The organism is Curtobacterium sp. MCBD17_026, assembly GCF_003234895.2.
GTDB classification, from domain to species: Bacteria; Actinomycetota; Actinomycetes; order Actinomycetales; family Microbacteriaceae; genus Curtobacterium; species Curtobacterium flaccumfaciens.
This window is the reverse complement of sequence record NZ_CP126281.1, coordinates 2,953,505-2,972,728: the sequence shown is the minus strand read 5'-3', so window position 1 is coordinate 2,972,728 and position 19,224 is coordinate 2,953,505. Positions and strand designations below refer to the sequence as shown.

Below are 19,224 nucleotides of genomic sequence, written 5' to 3'. Positions count from 1 at the left end.
GGCGGACGGATGGTGCGCCCGTGAAGGTCCTGGTCACCGGGGCCAGCGGGTTCCTCGGGCAGGCCACCGCCGCTGCGGTGCGGGACGCCGGGCACGAGGTCCGGACCTTCCAACGCCGTCCCTCCGGAGTGTCGGGCGTGCAGGACGTCGCCGGGACGATGACGGACGACGCTGCGATCGCCCGCGCGGTCGACGGGGTCGAGGCGGTCGTGCACCTGGCCGCGAAGGTGTCGCTCGCCGGGGACCCGGCCGACTTCGCCCGGGTCAACGTCGAGGGAACCCGGTCACTGCTGGGGGCCGCCCGTGCCGCCGGCGTCGGGCGCTTCGTCTTCGTGTCGTCGCCGTCGGTCGCGCACACCGGTTCGTCGCTCGTCGGGGCCGATGCCGGTCCGGCCGAGCCGTCCCGTGCGCGTGGTGACTACGCCCGCACCAAGGCCGCGGCGGAGCTGTTGGCACTCGATGCCGACGCCCCGGACTTCGCCGTCGTGGCGGTCCGGCCGCACCTGGTGTGGGGTCCGGGCGACACACAGCTCGTCGGACGGATCGTCGAGCGTGCCCGAGCCGGACGGCTCCCGCTGCTCGACTCCGGCGCTGCGCTCATCGACACGCTCTACGTCGACAACGCCGCGACGGCCATGGTCGCGGCACTCGAACACGTCACGGACGACGGCGTGCACGGCAACGCCTACGTGGTCACGAACGGTGAGCCCCGACCCGTCGCCGACCTGCTCGCCGGCATCTGCACGGCGTCGGGCGTCCGGCCCCCGCAGTGGCACGTGCCGGCCGTTGTCGCCCGGGCAGCGGGGTCCGTGGTCGAGGCCGTCTGGCGCGTCCGACCAGGCGAGGACGAACCGCCGATGACCCGGTTCCTGGCCGAACAGCTGTCGACGGCGCACTGGTTCGACCAGCGGCGGACCCGGCGGGATCTGCGGTGGACCGCGTCGGTGTCGATCGACGAGGGGCTCGAGCGACTGGCGGCGGCGGCGACAGCGGCAGGGGCAGCGGCGGCGGCGGCTCAGGCGTCGTCGGCGGCGACGTAGACCCAGGCCGTCCAACCCGAGGCGAGTGTGACCCGCACGCGCTGGTAGTCGGCGACCTCGTACGCGTCGACCGCGCGGAGCTGCCACTCGTACCCGAGGGACAGGGCCACTCCCTCGACGACGTCGTCAGCAGTACCGCGGCGCAGGATCGGGTGCTGGTCCGAGCCGCTCGTCCGGATGACGTCCGGGTCGGTGATCGTCACCCGGTCGACCCGCCAGCCGGGCAGGGAGTCCGGGGTGGTCGGGACGTGCTCGCCGAACAGTGACTCCTGCACGAGGGGCTGCTGGAGCGTGCCGTAGGAGAACACCCGCTGGGTCTGGCCGGGCAGGTGCTCGGGTCGCCGGACCGGCTTCGGACCGATCGTCGGCGTCGAGGTCCAGACGAGTGCCCCCGCGAGCCCGGTGAGTCCGAGGTGGAGCAGTCCGACGACGGCGAGGACGCTGCCCCACAGGATGCTGCTGGTGTCACCGGGGCACGCGTACTGCAACCCGTCGTCCTCGACGTCGACGCAGGTGGCGGCGCCGTTGCCGATCCCGACGGCGATGGCGATGATGCCGACGACGAGGCAGACGAGCGCGAACGCGCCGAGACCGATGACCCAGCGCTGGCCGGGGGAGAGACGCTTCACGTCGCGAGGGTAGCGGACCGGAGGCGCGGATCACGCGAGCCGATCGGCTCACGTGATCCGCGCCTCCGGTCCGGCGACGTCACCCGCAGAACTCGTACGGGACTTCCGCCTGCGAGCTCACCCAGACGCCGCCGACGGTCGAAGCCTGCCCACCGAGCTCGAACGTGATGTGACGACCGTCGCGCTCGATCGTCCACAACCCCGACCCTTCTTCCTCCGAGTAGTAGACGGAATCGACCGACGTCAAGTCCGGGTACGCCGCGCGGAGCTCGTCCAACGTGCTGCCGACACCGAGTCCCTCCGCGGTCGTCGGTGCGTCGACGTCCTCCCCCGAGAAGCCCGAGATGTAGACGCCCCACACGAGCCCGTCCACCGCGACGACGGTCAACGCAGCAGACCCGTCCCGGCGGAAGTTCGACACGTTCGGGTTCGGGCAAACGCCTTCCACTGTGCCCGGGTAGGCGTCCGCCACCTCGTCGAGTTCACCCGAGACCGGACTGCCGAAGGCGATGGGCCCCACCTCGCTGCCGGAGATCGTCCAGGTGTCCGGATCCGACAGCGAGTACGGCGGCCGGGTCGACGTCGGCGTCGGCGTCGGCGTCGGGTTCGTCGTGGGCGTCGGGCCGCCCACGACCGGGGCCCCGGACGAGGTCTCGGTCGGCGACGGCTCGGGTGTCGTCGTCGCGGTGGGGGCGGGCGCGGTGGTGATCGACGTCGGGATGAGGCCGAGCGCGACCCCGCCGCCGGCAGCACCGAGCAGCAGCACCCCGACGACACCGATCGCGATGCCTGCCCGGCGGCCTCGTCGCTTCGGGCGAGGGGTGGCCCGCTCGAGGACGTTCTGCTTCATCGAGACGAGCATGCGCTGCAGGTCGTCTCCCTGGGGAGGTTCAGTGTTCATCGTGCGTCACCGCCTTCCTGAGTCGTCGGCGGGACCGGGAGACCCGCTGGGTGACCGCCCCGACGCTGAGTCCGAGCAGTTGTGCGGCTTCGGCGTAGGAGTACCCCTGCAGCAGGCAGAGTTCGCAGATCCGGCGATCAGTCTCCGGCAGTGCGGCGATCTCGGCGCGGACCCAGCGGAGCTGCTCGGATGCCTCGGTGGTGTCAGCGGGGGCGGCGAGGTCGAAGGGGAGCTCGTCGCCGGCGTGCTTCTGGTTGCGCCGTCCCAGGTTCTTGGCGTGGTTGCGGCACACCACCAGCAGCCACGGCAGGAGTGTGCCGGTCGGGAGCTGCAGACCGTCGGCTCGCTGCCAGAGCGTCAGGAATGTGTCCTGGACCAGCTCTTCGACGTCCTGCTTGCTCCCCGCGATCGCCCATGCGTACCGGGTCAGCGTCGGCGCGAACCGGTCGAACGCCGTCGCGAGTGCTGCTCTGTCCCCCGAGGCGAGGCGCCGTGCGAGGCCGGCGTCGTCTTCTGCGGTGTTGTCCACGGTGCTCCCTTCACTACGACAATGTCGTGAAGAGGCCGAACCTGACACGGATCACGACACGAGTCGTCCGTGTCGTGATCCGATGGTGATGTGGGAGCGCCATCCGCGCGCTCGGCGGACTCGGCGATCTCCTCGCGGAGCTCCGTGCGGGCCCTGCGGGCGGGCGGCGGTGCAGGTGCCGGCGTGTCAAGCGGTGAAGCGTTGCCAGAGGTCGGCGACGATCGGCCAGACGTCACCGGCGCGGTCTGCTGACCCGATGGCGACGAGGACGATCGGGACGATCGTGACGGCGACGGCCACGAGGACGGCGAGCACGACGGCCGAGGCTGCGGTCGCGGTGTGTCGTCGCGTGAAGGCGAGGACGAGCAGCGCGAGGACGACCAACGACCCCGCGACCGTGGCGAGTGCCACCCGCACGAACGGGAACGGCACGAGTCCCGAGGTGGTCGCGGTGACGCCGCCGAGGAAGCCGACGAGGGGCAGGAACGCCCCGAGTGCGGTGCCGAGGACCAGCACCACGCCGATGCCCGAGGCGATCCAGACGCCGCGCGGGCGGGGGCGACGGAGCTTCGCCCGGCGGTTCCCGGACCAGGCGGTGGTCACGGCTGCTCTCGGCGGTGCCGTGCTGCGTCGGTCTCGGCCGCGTCGGCGGAGTCGGCAGCAGCGGATGCGGCGTCCTCAGCAGCGGCGGCCGCATCGGCTGCGGCGTCCGCGGCCTGCTCCGACGCCCGGGCGAGCGACTCGGCGGCGGCGTCACGCACGTCCTCGGTGGTGTCGGCGGCGGTCTCGACGACGCCCTTCGTGGTCTCGGCGGTGGCGTCGGCTGCGCGCTTCGACGCGTCAGCCGTGGCATCCGCTGCGCGCTCCGCCGCGTCGGCGGTCGCGTCCGCGGTGCGCTTGGTCACGTCGGCGGTCGCTGCGGCAGCGCGCTTCGTCGCGTCCGCCGTGGTCTCGGCGGCCTGCTTGACGGCGTCGCCGGTGGTCTCGCCGGCCTGCTTGACGGCGTCGGTCGCGGCCTCGGTCGCGCGGCCCAGGCGTGACTGCTCGTCGTCGAAGGGGCCGTGCACGTCGAGGACTCGGACGTCCACGCTCGTCGGGAGCTCGGACAGCTGCCGCGTCGCGGCGGTCACCTGCTTCCGCACCTCGTCGGCGACGTGCAGCACCGGCGCCGGGTAGCTGACGACGATGGAGACCTGCACGCCGAGCGCGCCGTCGTCCTCGTCGACCTGCACACCGGCGGTGCCGGCGCTCCGGCCGAGCTGCTTGCGGAGCTGGTCGGCTGCACGGGCGGCGATCCCGCCGAGGCGGTGCACACCGGGCACGCCGAGTGCGGTCTCCGCTGCGATCCGGGCGACGATCGTGACAGTGCTCGCGTCGTCGGGCAACGGCTCCGTCAGTTCTGCGGGCAGGGCTACCTCGGTGACCTGCGTGTGCGCGTTCGGGTCGTGCTGCATGGTTCCTCCTCGTTCGGGATCTGCGCGGGGACGCATCGGGGCACCCGTTCGACGGGGGCCCCGATGCGGTCGGGCGACCTACTTCTTGAAGACGTCCTTGACGTCCTCGCCGGTCTGCTTCGCGCTCGCAGCTGCCTGGTCCTTCTTGCCCTCGGCGACCTTGGAGTCGTCGTTGGTCAGGTTGCCGACGGCTTCCTTCGCCTTGCCGGCGAGGTCCTGAGCGGCGTTCTTGATCTTGTCGTCGAGTCCCATGACGGGTCCTTTCGTGGGTGGGCGGTGCGCCCGGTGTGGTGTGGTGGTGGGCCGGGAGGCCCGGGGTGCGTCCGGCTGACGGGTGTCAGTGGACGCGGGTCGACTTCGCGAGCGCGGAGCGGGTACCGCCGGTCAGGTGCACGAGCACCGGGACCGGACGGCCGAGGGTGCGGTCGAGGACCGCGACGGCTCGGTCGACGGCGTCGAGCACGGTGACGGCGTCCCCGCCGCGGCGGACCGCGACACGGATCCGTGCGGCGCGCTGCCGGCGGACGAGGTAGGTGTCGACACGGGAGCCGACCACGTCGCGGACACCCGCGAGTTCGTGTTCGACGACGTCCCGCACGAGTGCAACGTTGATCGTGACGGCGTCGTCGCCCGAGTGCTCCCGGACGGCGACGGACGTGCCACCACCACCGCGGGTGAACACCCACACGAGCGACAGCACGATCACGAGGGCCGCGGCCCCGGCGACGACCCACAGCGCCGACGCGGGAACGTCGAGGCTGCGGGGGAGGTCGACGTACGGCTTGACGGCGTCCTGGACGGCGGGCAGCACGCCCGCCCCCATCGCGATCCCGACGACGACGGCGACGAGGCCGAGGACGAACAGGATGATCCGGTTGAGGGTCCGGTTGCTCTTGGTCATGCGAGGGTTCCCTTCTCCTCGACCCGGACGCGGACGCGTCGGCCGAAGCGCTCGTCGAGACCGCTCAGGCGCTCCACGACTGCGGCGCGGACGTTCGCCTCGTCGACCGGTACGCCGGTGACGGGGACGATGCGGACCTCGGTGGAACGGCCACGGGCGGTGGCGGATGCGTTCCCCTCGGGGACACCGGCCGCCATGCCGGCGGCGTTCGCCGCGGTGGAGGCGACGATGCGGGAGTCGATGACGACCGCACCGCGGTCGTGCTCGACGACCGATCGGTGCTGGCGACCGGGCTTGAGTGCCAGGACGACCAACACGACGCCGAGGACGACGAGTGCACCCGCGATGACCTCGACGATGGTGACGAACGCGGCGTCCGGGCGGAGCGCCGTGTCGACGACCGTCTGCGGGTCAGCGAGGAGCGGTGGGCGTCCGATGGCGCTGAGCACTGACTCGGTGCCGATCCAGGCGGCCACCAGGGCGAACACCACGAGGGCCACCGCCACTGCTGTGGAGCGGGAGCGGTGGACGCTCCGACGACGGATGCGTCGTTCGACGGAACCGTTGCTCATGATGGCCTCCTAGCGGGCACGGGACTCGTGCGCGCGCACGATCCCGGTGAGTTCGATGTGGGCACTGCCGACACGGCGCCCGGTCAGGTCGCTCACGCGGCCCTTGACCTGGTCCGCGATCCGGATCGACCCGGAGACGATGTCGTCGCTCGCGGCGATCGGCCCGGTGATGTCGAGGGACAGTGCTCCCGAAGCGTCGCCGAGTCCGACGCGCACCCGCTTGGCGGGGGCGCCGAGCCCTTCGGCTGCGACGGCCCGCGCCAGCGAGGTGAGCGCGCGTGCGGTGATCTCGACGCGGCCCGGGACGTCCGGGCCGGCGTTCACCGGGAGCTCCGGCGTCCGGTCAGCACGTCGGTCAGGGCACCGCGGTCGATGCGCCCGGTGGCGAGGGCGGCCACGAGGGCCCCGATCGCACCGAACACGATCACGAGCACGAAGCCCCAGAACCCGAACTGCAGTGCCACGACGGCGAGGACTGCGCCGATGAGGGCGCCGATCAGCGTGTTGCTCATGCGACTCGGGCTTCCTTCTTCTCGTCCTCGTTGTCGTCGTCGTCACCCGGGATGTAGACGTCCTGGATGGTCACGTTGACCTCGGCGACCTCCATGCCGACGATCTGCTCGAGGGCTCGGGCGACACCGGAACGGACGCCGTCGGCGACCTGCTGGAGCGACACCGGGTACTCGGCGACGATCACGATGTCCGCGGCGACCTGCTTCTCGCCGACCTCGACCTTGACGCCCTGACCGAAGTCACGCTGGCCGATGGCGTCGCGGAGGGCACCGATGGCACGGGCTGCGCCGTTGCCGAGGGAGTGCACACCGTTGACCTCGCGGGCGGCGATGCCGGCGACTTTCGACACGACGGTGTCGTCGATGACGGTCTTGCCGGTGACGCCGCTGGTGCCGGCGTGCGAGGTGGCACGGGTCGCCGTGGCGGCCGGGGTGGGGGTGATGGTGTCAGCCATGTTCGTTCCTTCCGTTGACCCGCCGGGCGTTCCCAGCGGTTGCTGTTCACGGATGAGACGGGCTGTGGAAGAGGTTCGTCACACACGACTTCTCGCATTCGGCGGAGATCCAGGGAACCCCGGAAACACGGGGATCCACGTGTACCCCCGGGGTGTTGCGTCAGGCGGTTCCGCTGTTTCCGGCCGCGTCGTTGCGTTCTGCAGCGGCCCGCATGGCGCGCACGCAGGCCATCGGGGACTCGCCGCGCTCCTCGCGGAAGAGCTGCTGCAGGCGTCGGGGGAGCACCCCGGCCGCGGCAGCGATGTCGTCCAGCGTGAGGGCGTCGTCGAGGTGCTGCTCGATGAACGCGACCGCTCGCCGGACCCGCCACGAGGCCCTGCCGGCCTCCGGTCGCGCGGCCAGCGACGCACGCTTCGTCGTGGCCGGGTCCTCGCTGAAGCGGTCGCGGTAGGTCTCGGCGAAGCGCCCGGGGTTGGTGAATCCCCAACGTCGGGCGATCGCGGCGATGCCCGTCGATCCGTTCGTGCCCCCGGCGCGGTCCGCGCGCAGCAGTTCCTCGCGCACGCGGTCGAGCCGGTGGTCGCGGAGGAACCGGTGCGGGGTGGTGTCGAGGGTGCGGGCGAAGTCGTCCTGCAGCCCGCGCTGGCTCAGCCCGCACGCGGCGGCGATCGTGGGGACCGACGGGCGTTCGGCGGCCTGCAGCTCGATGAACCGGATCGCGTCGCGGAGCCGGTTCGCCACGGGCACGTCGTCACCGCGGTTGCGGATGGGGAACGTGTCGAGGATGACGACGGCCAGCCGGCGGTTCAGGGCGGTCCGCATCGGTCCGAGCACGCGGTCGTCGACCAGGGCCGGCCCGAGCTCACGGACCAGGTGCCGCAGCGGCTCCCGCCGGGCGATGACCGCGTCCTGCTGGTCGAACAGCAGGGGACCGTCGGGCAGGCGGTAGCCGAGGTCGCGTCCGACGGACCGCAGGAATCGATCCGCGACGTGGATGCCGTTGTAGACGGTCCCGCTCGACTCGAACCGGTAGGCCTCGGATGCCGACGCGATGTACGGGCTGCCCGGTTCGACGACGCGGGTGCGGTCGGCGAAGTGCATCTCGAGCCGACCCTTGGTCAGCCAGAACACCACGTGGTCGTCCCGCACGCCGATGACCCCGCCGCGTCGACCGCCCTCGGCGCGCATGGTGCGGAGCGTCAGGTCGTCGTCGCCCACGACCGTGTACTCGTACCTGGCGTCGTCGGTGGCGAAGGTCTCGGAGGCGAAGTCCGAGCCGCCGTACTCGGCCTCGAAGATGTCCGAGTAGTCGGAGCCCGCGCCGTCGGAGAACCGCAGCCGGCGGAATCCGTTCGTCGTCGAGGGGTCCATCCGCCGATCATGCCACCGGTTGCGCGCGGACGAGATCGGAATACCCTAGGGGGGTACCGTATTGAGAACGGTGGAGGCGGACATGCACGAACACGTCGGGTACATCGGCGACAAGGACGACCTGCTCAAGCGACTCCGTCGCGCCGAGGGGCAGGTGCGCGGCATCGCGCGGATGGTCGAGGACGAGACGTACTGCATCGACGTCCTGACCCAGATCTCGGCGGCGAACCGGGCGCTCGAACGCGTCGCGCTGTCGCTGCTCGAGGACCACCTGGCGCACTGCGTCGCCGAGGCCGTCGCCGAGGGCGGGGACGGCGCCGACGAGAAGGTGCGCGAGGCCAGCCAGGCGATCGCCCGGCTCGTCCGCTCCTGACCCTGACGACCCACCACCGAGAAGGAGACACCATGACCACCGAAACGCTGCTCGTCGAGGGCATGACCTGCGAACACTGCGTGATGAGCGTCACCGAGGAGCTCACCGAGGTCGACGGGGTGTCGGGCGTCGACGTCCGACTCGTCCCCGGCGGGTCGTCCGAGGTCACCGTCAGCTCCGCGGCACCCGTCGACGCGGACGCCCTCCGCGCCGCCGTCGCCGAGGCGGGGTACGAGGTCGTGCGCTCGTGACCGACCGCACCGTCGAACTCGACATCACCGGGATGACCTGCGCCTCGTGCGCGAACCGCATCGAGCGGAAGCTCGGCAAGCTGCCCGGGGTCACCGCAACGGTCAACTACGCCACCGAGAAGGCGCAGGTGCAGGTCGCCGCGGACGGCACCGCCGACCCCGAGGCGCTCATCGCCGCGGTGGAGTCGGCCGGGTACGGCGCCACGGTGCCGGCGCCGCCCGCCGCTGCTGACGCCGACCCCGCGCTGGACGAGGACCCGACCGGCCCGCTGCGCCGACGCCTGGTCGTGTCCGCCGTGCTCGCGGTGCCCGTCGTGGTGCTCTCGATGGTGCCGGTCCTGCAGTTCCCGAACTGGCAGTGGCTCGCCCTGACGCTCGCCGCGCCCGTCGCGGTCTGGGGCGCGCTCCCGTTCCACCGGGCCGCGTGGGTCAATGCCCGCCATGGTGCCGCCACCATGGACACCCTGGTGAGCGTCGGGGTCCTCGCTGCCTTCGGGTGGTCGCTGTACGCCCTGTTCTTCGGTGACGCCGGCACGACCGGCATGCACATGACGTTCTCGTGGTTGGCCACGGACCCCGAGGCCACCGACCTGTACCTCGAGGTCGCGACGGCCGTGACGGTGTTCATCCTCGCCGGCCGGTACATGGAGGCCCGTGCGAAGACGCAGTCCGGCGCCGCACTCCGGGCACTGCTCGAACTCGGCGCGAAGGACGCCACCGTCCTGCGCGACGGTGCCGAACACCGCGTGCCCGCGTCGTCCCTCGTCGTCGGCGACGTCGTCGTGGTGCGACCCGGCGAGCGGATCCCGAGCGACGGCCTGGTGCAGGACGGCTCCTCGGCCGTCGACCTCAGCATGCTCACCGGTGAGTCCGTGCCGGTCGAGGTCGGCCCGGGCGACCTGGTCACCGGCGCGACGATCAACGTCGGCGGCCGGCTCGTCGTCGCGATCACCCGCGTCGGCGCCGACACCGAGCTCGCCCGGATGGGTCGCCTGGTCGAGGACGCCCAGACCGGCAAGGCCGAGGTGCAGCGCCTGGCCGACCGCGTGTCCGGGGTCTTCGTGCCGATCGTCATCGCGCTCGCCGTGCTGGCGTTCGTCGGCTGGCTCGTGTTCGGCGGCTCGGTCACCGCGGCCTTCACCGCGGCCGTCGCCACCCTGATCATCGCCTGCCCGTGCGCCCTCGGACTCGCCACGCCCACCGCCCTGCTGGTCGGGACCGGCCGAGGCTCGCAGCTCGGCATCCTGATCGGCGGTCCGCAGGTGCTCGAGCGCACCCGCGGGGTCGACACCGTCGTGCTGGACAAGACCGGCACCGTCACCACGGGGTCGATGACCCTGCGGTCGGTGACCGCCGTCGACGAGACCGAGGACTTCGTCCTGCGCCTCGCCGCCGCGGTCGAGGACGGCTCGGAACACCCCGTTGCCCGTGCCGTCACCACCGCGGCGCGTGCCCGAGGCGCCGACCTGGCCGAGGCCGAGCAGTTCACCGCGACCGCGGGTGCCGGGGTGCAGGCCGTCGTGGACGGCGACGTCGTGCTCGTCGGCACGGCCCGCTGGCTCGCAGACTCGTGGTCGATCGCCCTGCCGACGGTGCTGTCCGACGCCGTCGAGCGCGCCGAGGCCGCCGGGGCGACCGCGGTCGTCGTCGCCCGGAACGGCAGCGCCCTGGGCGTGGTCGTCGTCGGGGACACCGTCAAGCCCGAGGCCGCCGACGCGATCGCCCGGTTCCGGGCGCTCGGCCTGCACCCGGTCCTGCTCACCGGCGACAACGAGGGTGCCGCACACGCGGTCGCCGCCCGTGTCGGCATCGACGAGGTGCATGCTCGCGCGACCCCGGCGTCGAAGCTCGAGACCGTCCGCCGGCTGCAGTCCGAGGGCCGGAGCGTCGCGATGGTCGGCGACGGGGTGAACGACGCCGCCGCGCTCGCCGCGGCCGACCTCGGCATCGCCATGGGGGCCGGCACGGACGCGGCCATCGCGGCCAGCGACATCACGGTGGTGAGCGGTCGGCTCACCGTGGTGGCCGACGCCATCCGGCTGTCGCGCGCCACGCTCGGCGTCATCAAGGGCAACCTGTTCTGGGCGTTCGCGTACAACGTCGCGGCGATCCCGCTCGCGATGGCGGGGCTGCTCAACCCGGTGCTCGCGGGTGCGGCGATGGCGTTCTCGTCGGTCTTCGTCGTGACGAACAGCCTGCGCCTGCGTCGCTTCGCACCGCAGCCGTGAACCCGGCGAGCCGACCGCGGCCCTGAACCCGGCGAGCCGACCGCGGCCCTGCACGCGGCGAGCCGACCGCGGCCCTGCACGCGACCGGCCCGGGGGCGTGACGCGCGCAGCGAACGCGAGCCGCGCCTCCCGGCCGACTGTGCGCACCACCTGCCGGAGCGCACTACGCTCGAAGACGGTCCGCGACGCAGCGCTGCGTGACCCGCGGGCTGTACGTCCAGAAGGTGATCCAGGAGGACCCCGTGACCGAATCCGCTCCCGTCGACCCCACATCGACCGAAGGCTGGAAGAAGCTCGACAGCATCGCTGCCGACTTCACCCCGGACCTGCGAGGGTGGTTCGACAGCGACCCCGGTCGTGCCGAGCAGTACACCTTCCAGGCGGCCGACCTGACCGTCGACCTGTCCAAGGGCCTGGTGACCGACGAGATCCTCGCCGCGCTGCTGCAGGTCGCGAAGGACACCGGCGTCGCCGAGCGCTTCCAGGCGATGCTCGCCGGTGAGCACATCAACGTCACCGAGGACCGCGCCGTGCTGCACACCGCGCTCCGCCGCCCGAAGGCGACCGAGGGCCTCGTGCCGGCGGCGCCCCTGACCGTCGACGGCCAGGACGTCGACGCCGACGTGCACGCCACGCTCGACAAGGTCTACGGCTTCGCCGAGCAGGTCCGCAGCGGCGCCTGGACCGGTGTCACCGGCAAGCGCATCGAGACCGTCGTCAACATCGGCATCGGTGGCTCCGACCTCGGCCCGGTCATGGTCTACGAGGCACTCAAGCCCTACGTCCAGCCCGGAATCGAGGCCCGCTTCGTCTCGAACATCGACCCGGCGGACATCTACGAGAAGACCGCCGACCTGGACCCCGAGACCACGCTCTTCATCGTCGCGTCGAAGACCTTCGGCACGCTCGAGACCCTGACGAACGCACGCCTCGCCCGCCAGTGGCTGTGGGAGGAGCTCGGCCTGACCGACGCCGCCGACGACGAGAAGAAGAACGCCGTCGCCAAGCACTTCGTCGCCGTCTCCACCGCGCTCGACAAGGTCGAGGCGTTCGGCATCGACCCCGAGAACGCCTTCGGCTTCTGGGACTGGGTGGGCGGCCGCTACTCGGTCGACTCGGCCATCGGCACGAGCGTCGTCATCGCCATCGGCAAGGAGAACTGGGAGCAGTTCCTCGCCGGTTTCCACGCCATCGACGAGCACGTCCGCACCACCCCGCTCGAGCAGAACGTCCCCGTCCTGATGGGCCTGCTCAACGTCTGGTACACGAACTTCCTCGGTGCGCAGAGCCACGCGGTCCTGCCGTACACGCAGTACCTGCACCGCTTCGCCGCGTACCTGCAGCAGCTCACGATGGAGTCGAACGGCAAGCGCGTCCGCTGGGACGGCTCGCCCGTCACCACCGAGACCGGCGAGGTCTTCTGGGGTGAGCCCGGCACGAACGGCCAGCACGCGTTCTACCAGCTCATCCACCAGGGCACCCGCCTGATCCCGGCCGACTTCATCACGGTCGCCAACCCGGCCCGTCCGCTGAAGGACGAGACCGGCGACGGCAAGGGCGTCGCGCCCGGCACCGACGTGCACACGCTGTTCCTGGCGAACTTCTTCGCGCAGACCAAGGCGCTCGCGTTCGGCAAGAGCGCCGACGAGGTCCGCGCCGAGGGCACCACCGACGAAGGCATCGTCGCGGCGCGCACGTTCCCCGGCAACAAGCCGACCACGTCGATCATCGCGCCGGAGCTCACCCCGAGCGTCCTCGGCCAGCTCATCGCTCTGTACGAGCACATCGTGTTCACCGAGGGCACGATCTGGGGCATCGACTCGTTCGACCAGTGGGGTGTGGAACTCGGCAAGCAGCTGGCGCTGCAGGTCACGCCGGCCGTCGAGGGCGACCAGGCTGCGCTCGACGCGCAGGACCCGTCGACCAAGGCACTCATCGCGAAGTACCTGGAGCTGCGGAAGTAGCGGACGCCCCCACACGACGGACGGGAGGCCCGTGGCGGATCCGCCACGGGCCTCCCGTCCGTCGTGTGCGTGCGCTGGCCGCGGGGGTGGACGCCGGGCCGGCTTCGCGGTCAGCGACACCTCACGCGCCCCGCGGCCCGTGAGGTGTCGCCCAGCGTGAAACGCGCCTGCCGCCGCGCCCCGTCAACGCGCCTGCCGCCGCGCCCCGTCACCGCGCCGGACGGTCCGCCGGTGTCGGTCGGAGCCGCTACGGTCGAGGGCATGGAGCGTTCGGAGATCCTCGCCGCGGCTGCCGCCGCGCACGCCGCCCGCATCGCAGCGGCCGGTGGTGACGACGTCGCAGCGCGTGAACGGGCCGACAGCGTCCGCCGCCGGGCCGACGGGCTCACCGACCGGTACGACACGGTCGAGGGCACGGACGGCGAGTCCGCCGCCCGCGACGCCGCACGCCGACGCGCAGGCGAGGCAGACCGAGCGGCCTCGCGCACCGAGGGCGTGCTGTCGGACTGGCACCGGATGGGCACCCGTCGCGGCGTCACCCCGGACGCGCAGGTCCGCACGGCCTGGACCGTGACCGGGGTCCCCGAGCGCGGCGACGCCCGGGCACTGGCCAACGTGCTGCTCTCCACCGCGGGGCACGCCGGACGCGTCGCCGACGCCGCCCGACGCAACCCCGCCCTGTCCGGTGCCGCGAGTGCCGCCGCCCGACGGACCGTGCGCCGCTACACCGACCACGGTGCCGACATGGCCTCGTTGGGGGACGTGCTGGGCGACGGCCCCGTCGACGACGAGCGCTGAGCCCGATCCGCGGGTTGGACCGCTCCCGTCCTCATCAGGCCTTCTGTGGACCGATCCAAACGACCCCACGACAGAATGTCCAATTGACAGGACATGGAATCGGGTTACGATCGGTCCACGCGATGAAGCGCGATCACCGACGAAGGAGTCACCGAATGGTCGACATCAAACCGACAGCCCCGACTGTCGCACTGCCCCCGTTGGGGACCGGGCCGCACCGCCGACGACTCGGCGTGCTGGCCCTCGTCGCCACGTTCGGCGGGTTGCTCTTCGGGTACGACACCGGTGTCATCAACGGTGCCCTGAACCCGATGAAGGCGGAGCTCGGCCTCACGAACTTCACCGAGGGCGTGGTCACCAGCTCGCTGTTGTTCGGTGCCGCGATCGGCGCCATGCTCGGCGGCCGCATCGCCGACGGCTGGGGTCGTCGCAAGACCATCATCCTGCTCGCCGTCACGTTCTTCGTCGGCACGCTGATCTGCGTGTTCGCGCCGACGTTCGAGGTCATCGTCGTCGGTCGTGTGCTCCTCGGCCTCGCGGTGGGTGGCGCGTCCACGGTGGTGCCGGTGTTCCTCGCCGAACTCGCACCGTACGAGATCCGCGGGTCACTGTCCGGCCGCAACGAGCTCATGATCGTGATCGGTCAGCTCGCCGCGTTCGTGGTCAACGCGTTCATCGGCACCTTGTGGGGTGAGGGCAACGGCGTGTGGCGCGTCATGCTGGCCGTCTGTGCGCTCCCCGCGATCGCGCTGTTCGTCGGCATGCTCCGCGTGCCGGAGTCGCCGCGCTGGCTCGCGTCGAAGGGTCGCAACGACGAGGCACTCTCGGTCCTCGGACAGATCCGCACGACGGAGCGGGCGAACGCCGAACTCGACGACATCAAGCGCACCAACGACCTCGAGGCGAAGCTGCAGAAGATCAGCGGCTGGCGCACCTTGCTCGGCAACAAGTGGCTCATCCGCATCGTGCTCATCGGTGCCGGGCTCGGGGTCGCGCAGCAGCTCACCGGCATCAACTCGATCATGTACTACGGCCAGACCGTGCTGATCGAGTCGGGCTTCGAGCAGTCGGCAGCGCTCATCGCCAACATCGCGCCCGGCGTCATCGCCGTGATCGGTGGCTTCATCGCCATCTACAACATGGAGAAGATCAACCGCCGCACGACCCTGATCATCGGCTTCTCGCTGACGACCGTCTGCCACTTCCTCATCGGCATCGCCTCGGTGGCGCTGCCGGACGGCAACCCGGCTCGTCCGTGGGTCATCCTGTTCCTGGTCGTCGCCTTCGTCGGCTCGATGCAGACCTTCCTCAACATCGCCGTGTGGGTCGTCCTGTCCGAGATCTTCCCGACCCAGATCCGTGCACTCGGCATGGGCATCTCGGTGTTCTGCCTCTGGATCGCGAACGCGTTCCTCGGGCTGTACTTCCCGACGATCGTCGCCGCGACCGGCATCACCGGGACCTTCTTCGGCTTCGGGGTCGTCGGGCTGCTGGCGTTGCTCTTCATCTGGAAGTTCGTGCCGGAGAGCCGCGGCCGCACCCTCGAAGAGGTCGAGGAGGGTGTCACCACCGGCAACATCTTCACCGTCCCGGAGAAGGCGTCGCGCCGCTAGTCCGCACCACGCAGGAGACGTCGGGGCGCCCCAGGGCCCCCGACGTCTCCTGTCCTGCGTGACGGGCGACCTTGGTGCCCACGGATCGGCGGGTTCCTACACTCGACCCGTGCATCCCCTCCTCCTGGCGACCGGCGCCGGTCTGGCCTCCGGTCTCGCCCTCGTCGTCGGTGCCGCGATCGCCTGGTTCGTCCGGGTGCCGCGGACGGTCGTGGCGACGATCACCGCCTTCGGCGCCGGCGTCCTCATCTCGGCGCTCTCCTTCGACCTGGTCGCCGAGGCCACCCGGTCCGGCACGTACTGGACGGCGATGGCCGGGTTCCTCGGCGGGGCGGTCGTCTACGTCGGTCTCGACGTCCTGCTGGAACGACGCGGTGCACGGAAGAAGCGCAGCGGGGCCGGCTCGACGGGATCCGGGACCGGCCTCGGCATCGCCCTCGGCGCGTTGCTCGACGGCATCCCGGAGACGGCGGTGCAGGGAGTCGGGCTCGCCGCGGGCGGCTCGCTGTCGATCGCGGTCGTGGCCGCGGTCATCATCTCGAACCTGCCGGAGGGGCTGTCCAGCACGTCCGACATGAAGGAGAACGGTCGGGGAGCGCGGTACGTGTTCTCCGTCTGGGGCGCCATCGCCCTCGCGTGCGCCCTCTCGGCGCTCGGCGGGTACGCGATCCTCGGGCAGGCACCGGCCGGGGTGCAGAGCGCCGTGACCGCCGTCGCCGCCGGAGCCATCCTGGCGATGCTCGCGGACACCATGCTGCCCGAGGCCTTCCGGAAGACCGGCCCCTGGACGGGCCTCATCGCTGTCCTCGGGTTCTTCGCGGCGTACGGCATCCACGTGATCGGCGGCTGACCTGGAAGCACTCAGCGCCGGTGCGTTCCCGGTGCCGGTCACCCTGGTCTGCGCCGCGCTGCTCGTGATCGCCGTGGGCTGCGCGGCGTTCGTGGCGGTCGACGTCGCGCCGCCCGCCGCAGATGCGCGTCATGGCGTTCGTGTGGCCGCTCACGATGCTGTTCGGCAGCGTCGTGTGGCTCGTCTTCTACCTGCGCCGGGGTCGGGCCACCGCGCCTGTCCACGGACGGTGGGCGGGCAACGCGATCGACACGAGTCACTGCGGTGCCGGCTGCGCACTCGGTGACCTGATCGGGGAGTTCGGGCTCGCGGCGTTCCCGGCGGTCGGGGTGGCGGTCGGCCTGGGCACGCTCTACCAGGACCGGATGGTCGCCGGGTGGATCGTCGACTTCGTCATCGCGTTCGTGCTCGGCATCGCGTTCCAGTACTTCGCGATCGCGCCGATGCGGGGCCTCGGCGTCCGGGCCGGGCTCGTCGCAGCGCTCAAGGCCGACACGTTGTCGATCATCGCGTGGCAGGTCGGCATGTACGGACTGATGGCGGTGTGGCAGCTGGTCGTGTTCCCGGCACTCGTCGGCGGACGCGCGAGCGTCTTCTCGCCGGAGTTCTGGGTGGCGATGCAGCTGGCGATGGTGGCCGGCTTCGTCTGCTCGTACCCCGTGAACGTGTGGCTGGTGCGTCGGGGGATCAAGGAGGCCATGTGACGGACCAGCGAACGGACGGGAGGCCCGGTGCCAGCTGGCACCGGGCCTCCCGTCCGTTCTGTGGTCGCGCTACGGGCGCAGGAGCACCTTGCCGACGCGGCCGGCGGTGTCGCTGGCGCGCACGGCGTCGCGGACCTGCTCGAAGGCGAAGGTCTCGGCGACGGGGAGCGTCAGCGAGCCGTCGAGCACGCGGGTGATGAGCTCACCGAAGAGCTGCCCCTTCGTCTCGTCCGGCATCGTCTTGCTGACGACGGAGCCCCAGAAGCCCTTCACGGTGAGCTGGCCGAAGATGACCTTGCCCGACGGGATCTCGAGCGTCGGCGACGCCATCGCGCCGAAGACGACGAGGGTGGCGTTCTCGCCCAGCACCGAAGCGATGTCGCCGGCGGCCTTGCCACCGACCGACTCGACGCCCGCGATGATCGGGGCGCCACCGGTGATCGCGGCGACCTGGTCCTGCCAGTCGTCGGCGTCGGTGGCGACGATGCGCTCGATGCCCTGCTCGCGGAGCTCGTCGACACCGGCGGCGCGACGGACGAGTCCGATCACGTTGATGCCGCGGGCGGCACCGAGCTGGGCGACCATGCGACCGACCGCACCGTTGGCGGCGTTCTGGATGATCCAGTCGCCCTCGTGCAGGTCGAGCGAGTGCAGCAGGCTGATGGCGCTGAACGGCATCGAGACGAGCTGGGCTGCGGCCTCGTCGGTCATCGCGTCCGGCACCGGCACGAGTCCGGCGGCGTTCGCGGTGTAGTACTCGGCCCAGACGCCGAAGGCACCGCCGGCGACGCGCTGGCCGACCTGCAGGTTCGTGACGCCCTCGCCGAGTGCCTCGACGACGCCGAGTGCCTCGGTGCCCGAGGCGGCGGGGAGCTCCGGCTTGAAGCCGTAGGTGCCGCGGACGGTCCACAGGTCGTGGTTGTGGATGGGGGAGAGGACCGTGCGGACGAGGACCTCGCCGGCGCCGGGCGTCGGGACGGGGCGCTCCTGCACCTCGAGGACGTCGGCGGGCTCGGCGAACGTCTCGTGGACGACGGCGCGCATGGTGGTGGGGGTGGTGGTGCTCATGGGTCAGTCCTCCGAGACGACGATGGTGACGTCGATGTTGCCGCGGGTCGCGTTCGAGTACGGGCAGACCTGGTGGGCAGCGTCGGCGAGGGCCTGGGCCTGGTCGTGCTCCAGGCCGGGGATGACGACCTCGAGCATGACGGCGAGCTGGTAGCCACCGTTGCCGTTCGGGCCGATCGACACGCGGCCGCCGACGGAGGAGTCGGTGATCTTCACCTTCTGGCTGCGGGCGACGCCCTGCAGGGCGGAGTGGAAGCAGGCGGCGTAGCCGGCGGCGAAGAGCTGCTCGGGGTTGGCGCCGTTGCCGGAGCCACCCATCTCCTTCGGGATGGCGAGGTCGAACTCGACCGTGCCGTCGCTCGTGGCGACGTGGCCGTTGCGGCCTTCGCCGGTGGCCAGGGCCTCGGCGGTGTAGAGGGCTTCCATGGGGTTCCTTCCTTGTGGGCGGATCGTGCAGGACGTGGGCACTGCGTTGGGGTGCTGCGTGCTCTCGCGCTCAGCGACAGTTCACGGGCGCACGTGGGCGTGAGCTGTCGCTCAGCGCGAAACGGCGCCAGCGGGATCGGCCGCCGCGTGCATCGTCTCGGTCAGCCGGTGCAGCGTCGCGATCAGCTCGGCGGCGGCGCGTTCGTCGGCCAGGCCCATCCCGGCGGCGATGCGCGCGGGGATGCCGCTCAGCTCGGACCGCAGTTCGCGGCCGCGCTCGCCGACGGTCACCGTGACGACGCGCTCGTCGGTGCTGCGGCGCTCGCGGCGGACCAGGTCGCTCTGCTCCATGCGGCGGAGCAGCGGCGAGAGGGTGCCGGAGTCGAGCTGCAGGTGTTCTCCGAGGCTCGAGACGGTCTGGTCGCCCTCGACCCACAGGGTGACGAGCACCAGGTACTGCGGGTACGTCAGGCCCCAGGGTTCGAGCATCGTGCGGTACGCCTGCGTGGTGGCGCGGGACGCCGCGTAGAGGGAGAAGCACACCATCTCGTCGGTCACGGGCATGCGTCCACACTGTCACGCAA

At 71.5% G+C, this 19,224-nt stretch carries 24 protein-coding genes; 9 read left to right on the top strand and 15 right to left on the bottom strand.

From position 1 onward, the window contains the following. Positions 1-20 precede the first annotated feature (20 nt). Positions 21-1,040, top strand: coding sequence for an NAD-dependent epimerase/dehydratase family protein (locus DEI85_RS14075; RefSeq protein ID WP_110860937.1), 1,020 nt, complete (start codon positions 21-23; stop codon positions 1,038-1,040). On the opposite strand, the gene DEI85_RS14070 is transcribed toward DEI85_RS14075, so the two are convergent. The 12 genes from DEI85_RS14070 to DEI85_RS14015 all read right to left on the bottom strand — a co-directional run bounded on the left by DEI85_RS14070 (position 1,016) and on the right by DEI85_RS14015 (position 8,365). Further along, positions 1,016-1,669, bottom strand: coding sequence for a gamma-glutamylcyclotransferase family protein (locus DEI85_RS14070; protein WP_258369889.1), 654 nt, complete (start codon positions 1,667-1,669; stop codon positions 1,016-1,018). The genes DEI85_RS14075 and DEI85_RS14070 overlap by 25 nt on opposite strands. 79 nt (positions 1,670-1,748) lie before the next feature. After that, positions 1,749-2,570, bottom strand: coding sequence for a hypothetical protein (locus DEI85_RS14065; protein ID WP_146238547.1), 822 nt, complete (start codon positions 2,568-2,570; stop codon positions 1,749-1,751). Further along, positions 2,560-3,099, bottom strand: coding sequence for an RNA polymerase sigma factor (locus tag DEI85_RS14060; RefSeq protein WP_110860933.1), 540 nt, complete (start codon positions 3,097-3,099; stop codon positions 2,560-2,562). Before DEI85_RS14060 ends, DEI85_RS14065 begins: the two co-directional genes overlap by 11 nt. 186 nt (positions 3,100-3,285) lie before the next feature. Further along, positions 3,286-3,702 carry an MFS transporter permease gene (locus DEI85_RS14055; protein ID WP_110860931.1) on the bottom strand — a complete coding sequence of 139 codons (417 nt, stop codon included), beginning with the start codon at positions 3,700-3,702 and terminating at the stop codon, positions 3,286-3,288. Next, positions 3,699-4,553, bottom strand: coding sequence for an Asp23/Gls24 family envelope stress response protein (locus DEI85_RS14050; RefSeq protein ID WP_181420086.1), 855 nt, complete (start codon positions 4,551-4,553; stop codon positions 3,699-3,701). The genes DEI85_RS14055 and DEI85_RS14050 overlap by 4 nt, the downstream gene beginning before the upstream one ends. 78 nt (positions 4,554-4,631) lie before the next feature. Next, entirely contained in the window at positions 4,632-4,805 is a 174-nt protein-coding gene (locus DEI85_RS14045) for a CsbD family protein (protein ID WP_071246087.1), read from the bottom strand. Between the two features lie 85 nt (positions 4,806-4,890). Continuing rightward, positions 4,891-5,454 (bottom strand): hypothetical protein, encoded by a 564-nt coding sequence (locus tag DEI85_RS14040; protein WP_110860927.1) that lies wholly within the window; start codon positions 5,452-5,454, stop codon positions 4,891-4,893. After that, positions 5,451-6,026 (bottom strand): DUF6286 domain-containing protein, encoded by a 576-nt coding sequence (locus DEI85_RS14035; RefSeq protein ID WP_110860925.1) that lies wholly within the window; start codon positions 6,024-6,026, stop codon positions 5,451-5,453. Before DEI85_RS14035 ends, DEI85_RS14040 begins: the two co-directional genes overlap by 4 nt. A gap of 9 nt (positions 6,027-6,035) precedes the next feature. After that, positions 6,036-6,350, bottom strand: coding sequence for a hypothetical protein (locus DEI85_RS14030; protein WP_110860923.1), 315 nt, complete (start codon positions 6,348-6,350; stop codon positions 6,036-6,038). Further along, on the bottom strand, positions 6,347-6,538 hold the full coding sequence (locus tag DEI85_RS14025) for a DUF2273 domain-containing protein (protein WP_017885412.1): 192 nt from the start codon (positions 6,536-6,538) through the stop codon (positions 6,347-6,349). Before DEI85_RS14025 ends, DEI85_RS14030 begins: the two co-directional genes overlap by 4 nt. Beyond that, complete coding sequence (locus DEI85_RS14020; protein ID WP_110860921.1) at positions 6,535-6,993, bottom strand: Asp23/Gls24 family envelope stress response protein; 459 nt, start codon at positions 6,991-6,993, stop codon at positions 6,535-6,537. Before DEI85_RS14020 ends, DEI85_RS14025 begins: the two co-directional genes overlap by 4 nt. A 160-nt stretch (positions 6,994-7,153) precedes the next feature. Continuing rightward, positions 7,154-8,365, bottom strand: a complete 1,212-nt coding sequence (locus DEI85_RS14015) for a helix-turn-helix domain-containing protein (RefSeq protein WP_111122866.1) — start codon at positions 8,363-8,365, stop codon at positions 7,154-7,156. Between the two features lie 82 nt (positions 8,366-8,447). Here DEI85_RS14015 and DEI85_RS14010 point away from each other — a divergent pair, with 82 nt between their 5' ends. The 8 genes from DEI85_RS14010 (at position 8,448) to DEI85_RS13975 (ending at position 17,146) form a co-directional block, all read left to right on the top strand. Beyond that, positions 8,448-8,738, top strand: a complete 291-nt coding sequence (locus DEI85_RS14010; RefSeq protein WP_110861109.1) for a metal-sensitive transcriptional regulator — start codon at positions 8,448-8,450, stop codon at positions 8,736-8,738. A gap of 32 nt (positions 8,739-8,770) precedes the next feature. Beyond that, positions 8,771-8,989 (top strand): heavy-metal-associated domain-containing protein, encoded by a 219-nt coding sequence (locus DEI85_RS14005; protein ID WP_110860917.1) that lies wholly within the window; start codon positions 8,771-8,773, stop codon positions 8,987-8,989. After that, positions 8,986-11,217 (top strand): heavy metal translocating P-type ATPase, encoded by a 2,232-nt coding sequence (locus DEI85_RS14000; protein ID WP_111122867.1) that lies wholly within the window; start codon positions 8,986-8,988, stop codon positions 11,215-11,217. The genes DEI85_RS14005 and DEI85_RS14000 overlap by 4 nt, the downstream gene beginning before the upstream one ends. A gap of 242 nt (positions 11,218-11,459) precedes the next feature. Continuing rightward, on the top strand, positions 11,460-13,181 hold the full coding sequence (gene pgi / locus DEI85_RS13995) for a glucose-6-phosphate isomerase (protein ID WP_111122961.1): 1,722 nt from the start codon (positions 11,460-11,462) through the stop codon (positions 13,179-13,181). A 261-nt stretch (positions 13,182-13,442) separates the two neighbouring features. Next, positions 13,443-13,979: a hypothetical protein gene (locus tag DEI85_RS13990; protein WP_111122868.1), complete on the top strand. Its 537-nt coding sequence runs from the start codon at positions 13,443-13,445 to the stop codon at positions 13,977-13,979. Between the two features lie 155 nt (positions 13,980-14,134). After that, positions 14,135-15,592 carry a sugar porter family MFS transporter gene (locus tag DEI85_RS13985; RefSeq protein ID WP_111122869.1) on the top strand — a complete coding sequence of 486 codons (1,458 nt, stop codon included), beginning with the start codon at positions 14,135-14,137 and terminating at the stop codon, positions 15,590-15,592. 109 nt (positions 15,593-15,701) lie between these two features. Continuing rightward, on the top strand, positions 15,702-16,442 hold the full coding sequence (locus DEI85_RS13980; RefSeq protein ID WP_111122870.1) for a ZIP family metal transporter: 741 nt from the start codon (positions 15,702-15,704) through the stop codon (positions 16,440-16,442). A 131-nt stretch (positions 16,443-16,573) separates the two neighbouring features. Then, positions 16,574-17,146: a DUF4396 domain-containing protein gene (locus tag DEI85_RS13975; protein ID WP_220038921.1), complete on the top strand. Its 573-nt coding sequence runs from the start codon at positions 16,574-16,576 to the stop codon at positions 17,144-17,146. A gap of 69 nt (positions 17,147-17,215) precedes the next feature. Here DEI85_RS13975 and DEI85_RS13970 read toward each other — a convergent pair whose 3' ends face one another. From DEI85_RS13970 to DEI85_RS13960, 3 genes are all read right to left on the bottom strand, one after another. Continuing rightward, positions 17,216-18,190 carry a zinc-binding dehydrogenase gene (locus DEI85_RS13970; protein ID WP_110861105.1) on the bottom strand — a complete coding sequence of 325 codons (975 nt, stop codon included), beginning with the start codon at positions 18,188-18,190 and terminating at the stop codon, positions 17,216-17,218. 27 nt (positions 18,191-18,217) lie between these two features. Next, positions 18,218-18,640 (bottom strand): organic hydroperoxide resistance protein, encoded by a 423-nt coding sequence (locus tag DEI85_RS13965; RefSeq protein ID WP_027466009.1) that lies wholly within the window; start codon positions 18,638-18,640, stop codon positions 18,218-18,220. Between the two features lie 111 nt (positions 18,641-18,751). Then, a complete protein-coding gene (locus DEI85_RS13960) occupies positions 18,752-19,204 on the bottom strand; it encodes a MarR family winged helix-turn-helix transcriptional regulator (RefSeq protein WP_181420085.1) in 453 nt (150 codons plus the stop codon). Between the last annotated feature and the right edge of the window lie 20 nt (positions 19,205-19,224).

Bases quoted from the DNA above. Each gene is read 5' to 3' on its own strand.
- DEI85_RS14065 (WP_146238547.1), bottom strand. From the start codon at position 2,570: ATGAACACTGAACCTCCCCAGGGAGACGACCTGCAGCGCATGCTCGTC.
- DEI85_RS14050 (WP_181420086.1), bottom strand. From the start codon at position 4,553: ATGCAGCACGACCCGAACGCGCACACGCAGGTCACCGAGGTAGCCCTG.
- DEI85_RS14045 (WP_071246087.1), bottom strand. From the start codon at position 4,805: ATGGGACTCGACGACAAGATCAAGAACGCCGCTCAGGACCTCGCCGGC.
- DEI85_RS14040 (WP_110860927.1), bottom strand. From the start codon at position 5,454: ATGACCAAGAGCAACCGGACCCTCAACCGGATCATCCTGTTCGTCCTC.
- DEI85_RS14035 (WP_110860925.1), bottom strand. From the start codon at position 6,026: ATGAGCAACGGTTCCGTCGAACGACGCATCCGTCGTCGGAGCGTCCAC.
- DEI85_RS14025 (WP_017885412.1), bottom strand. From the start codon at position 6,538: ATGAGCAACACGCTGATCGGCGCCCTCATCGGCGCAGTCCTCGCCGTC.
- DEI85_RS14020 (WP_110860921.1), bottom strand. From the start codon at position 6,993: ATGGCTGACACCATCACCCCCACCCCGGCCGCCACGGCGACCCGTGCC.
- DEI85_RS14015 (WP_111122866.1), bottom strand. From the start codon at position 8,365: ATGGACCCCTCGACGACGAACGGATTCCGCCGGCTGCGGTTCTCCGAC.
- DEI85_RS14010 (WP_110861109.1), top strand. From the start codon at position 8,448: ATGCACGAACACGTCGGGTACATCGGCGACAAGGACGACCTGCTCAAG.
- DEI85_RS14005 (WP_110860917.1), top strand. From the start codon at position 8,771: ATGACCACCGAAACGCTGCTCGTCGAGGGCATGACCTGCGAACACTGC.
- DEI85_RS13990 (WP_111122868.1), top strand. From the start codon at position 13,443: ATGGAGCGTTCGGAGATCCTCGCCGCGGCTGCCGCCGCGCACGCCGCC.
- DEI85_RS13985 (WP_111122869.1), top strand. From the start codon at position 14,135: ATGGTCGACATCAAACCGACAGCCCCGACTGTCGCACTGCCCCCGTTG.
- DEI85_RS13975 (WP_220038921.1), top strand. From the start codon at position 16,574: ATGGCGTTCGTGTGGCCGCTCACGATGCTGTTCGGCAGCGTCGTGTGG.
- DEI85_RS13970 (WP_110861105.1), bottom strand. From the start codon at position 18,190: ATGCGCGCCGTCGTCCACGAGACGTTCGCCGAGCCCGCCGACGTCCTC.
- DEI85_RS13965 (WP_027466009.1), bottom strand. From the start codon at position 18,640: ATGGAAGCCCTCTACACCGCCGAGGCCCTGGCCACCGGCGAAGGCCGC.
- DEI85_RS13960 (WP_181420085.1), bottom strand. From the start codon at position 19,204: ATGCCCGTGACCGACGAGATGGTGTGCTTCTCCCTCTACGCGGCGTCC.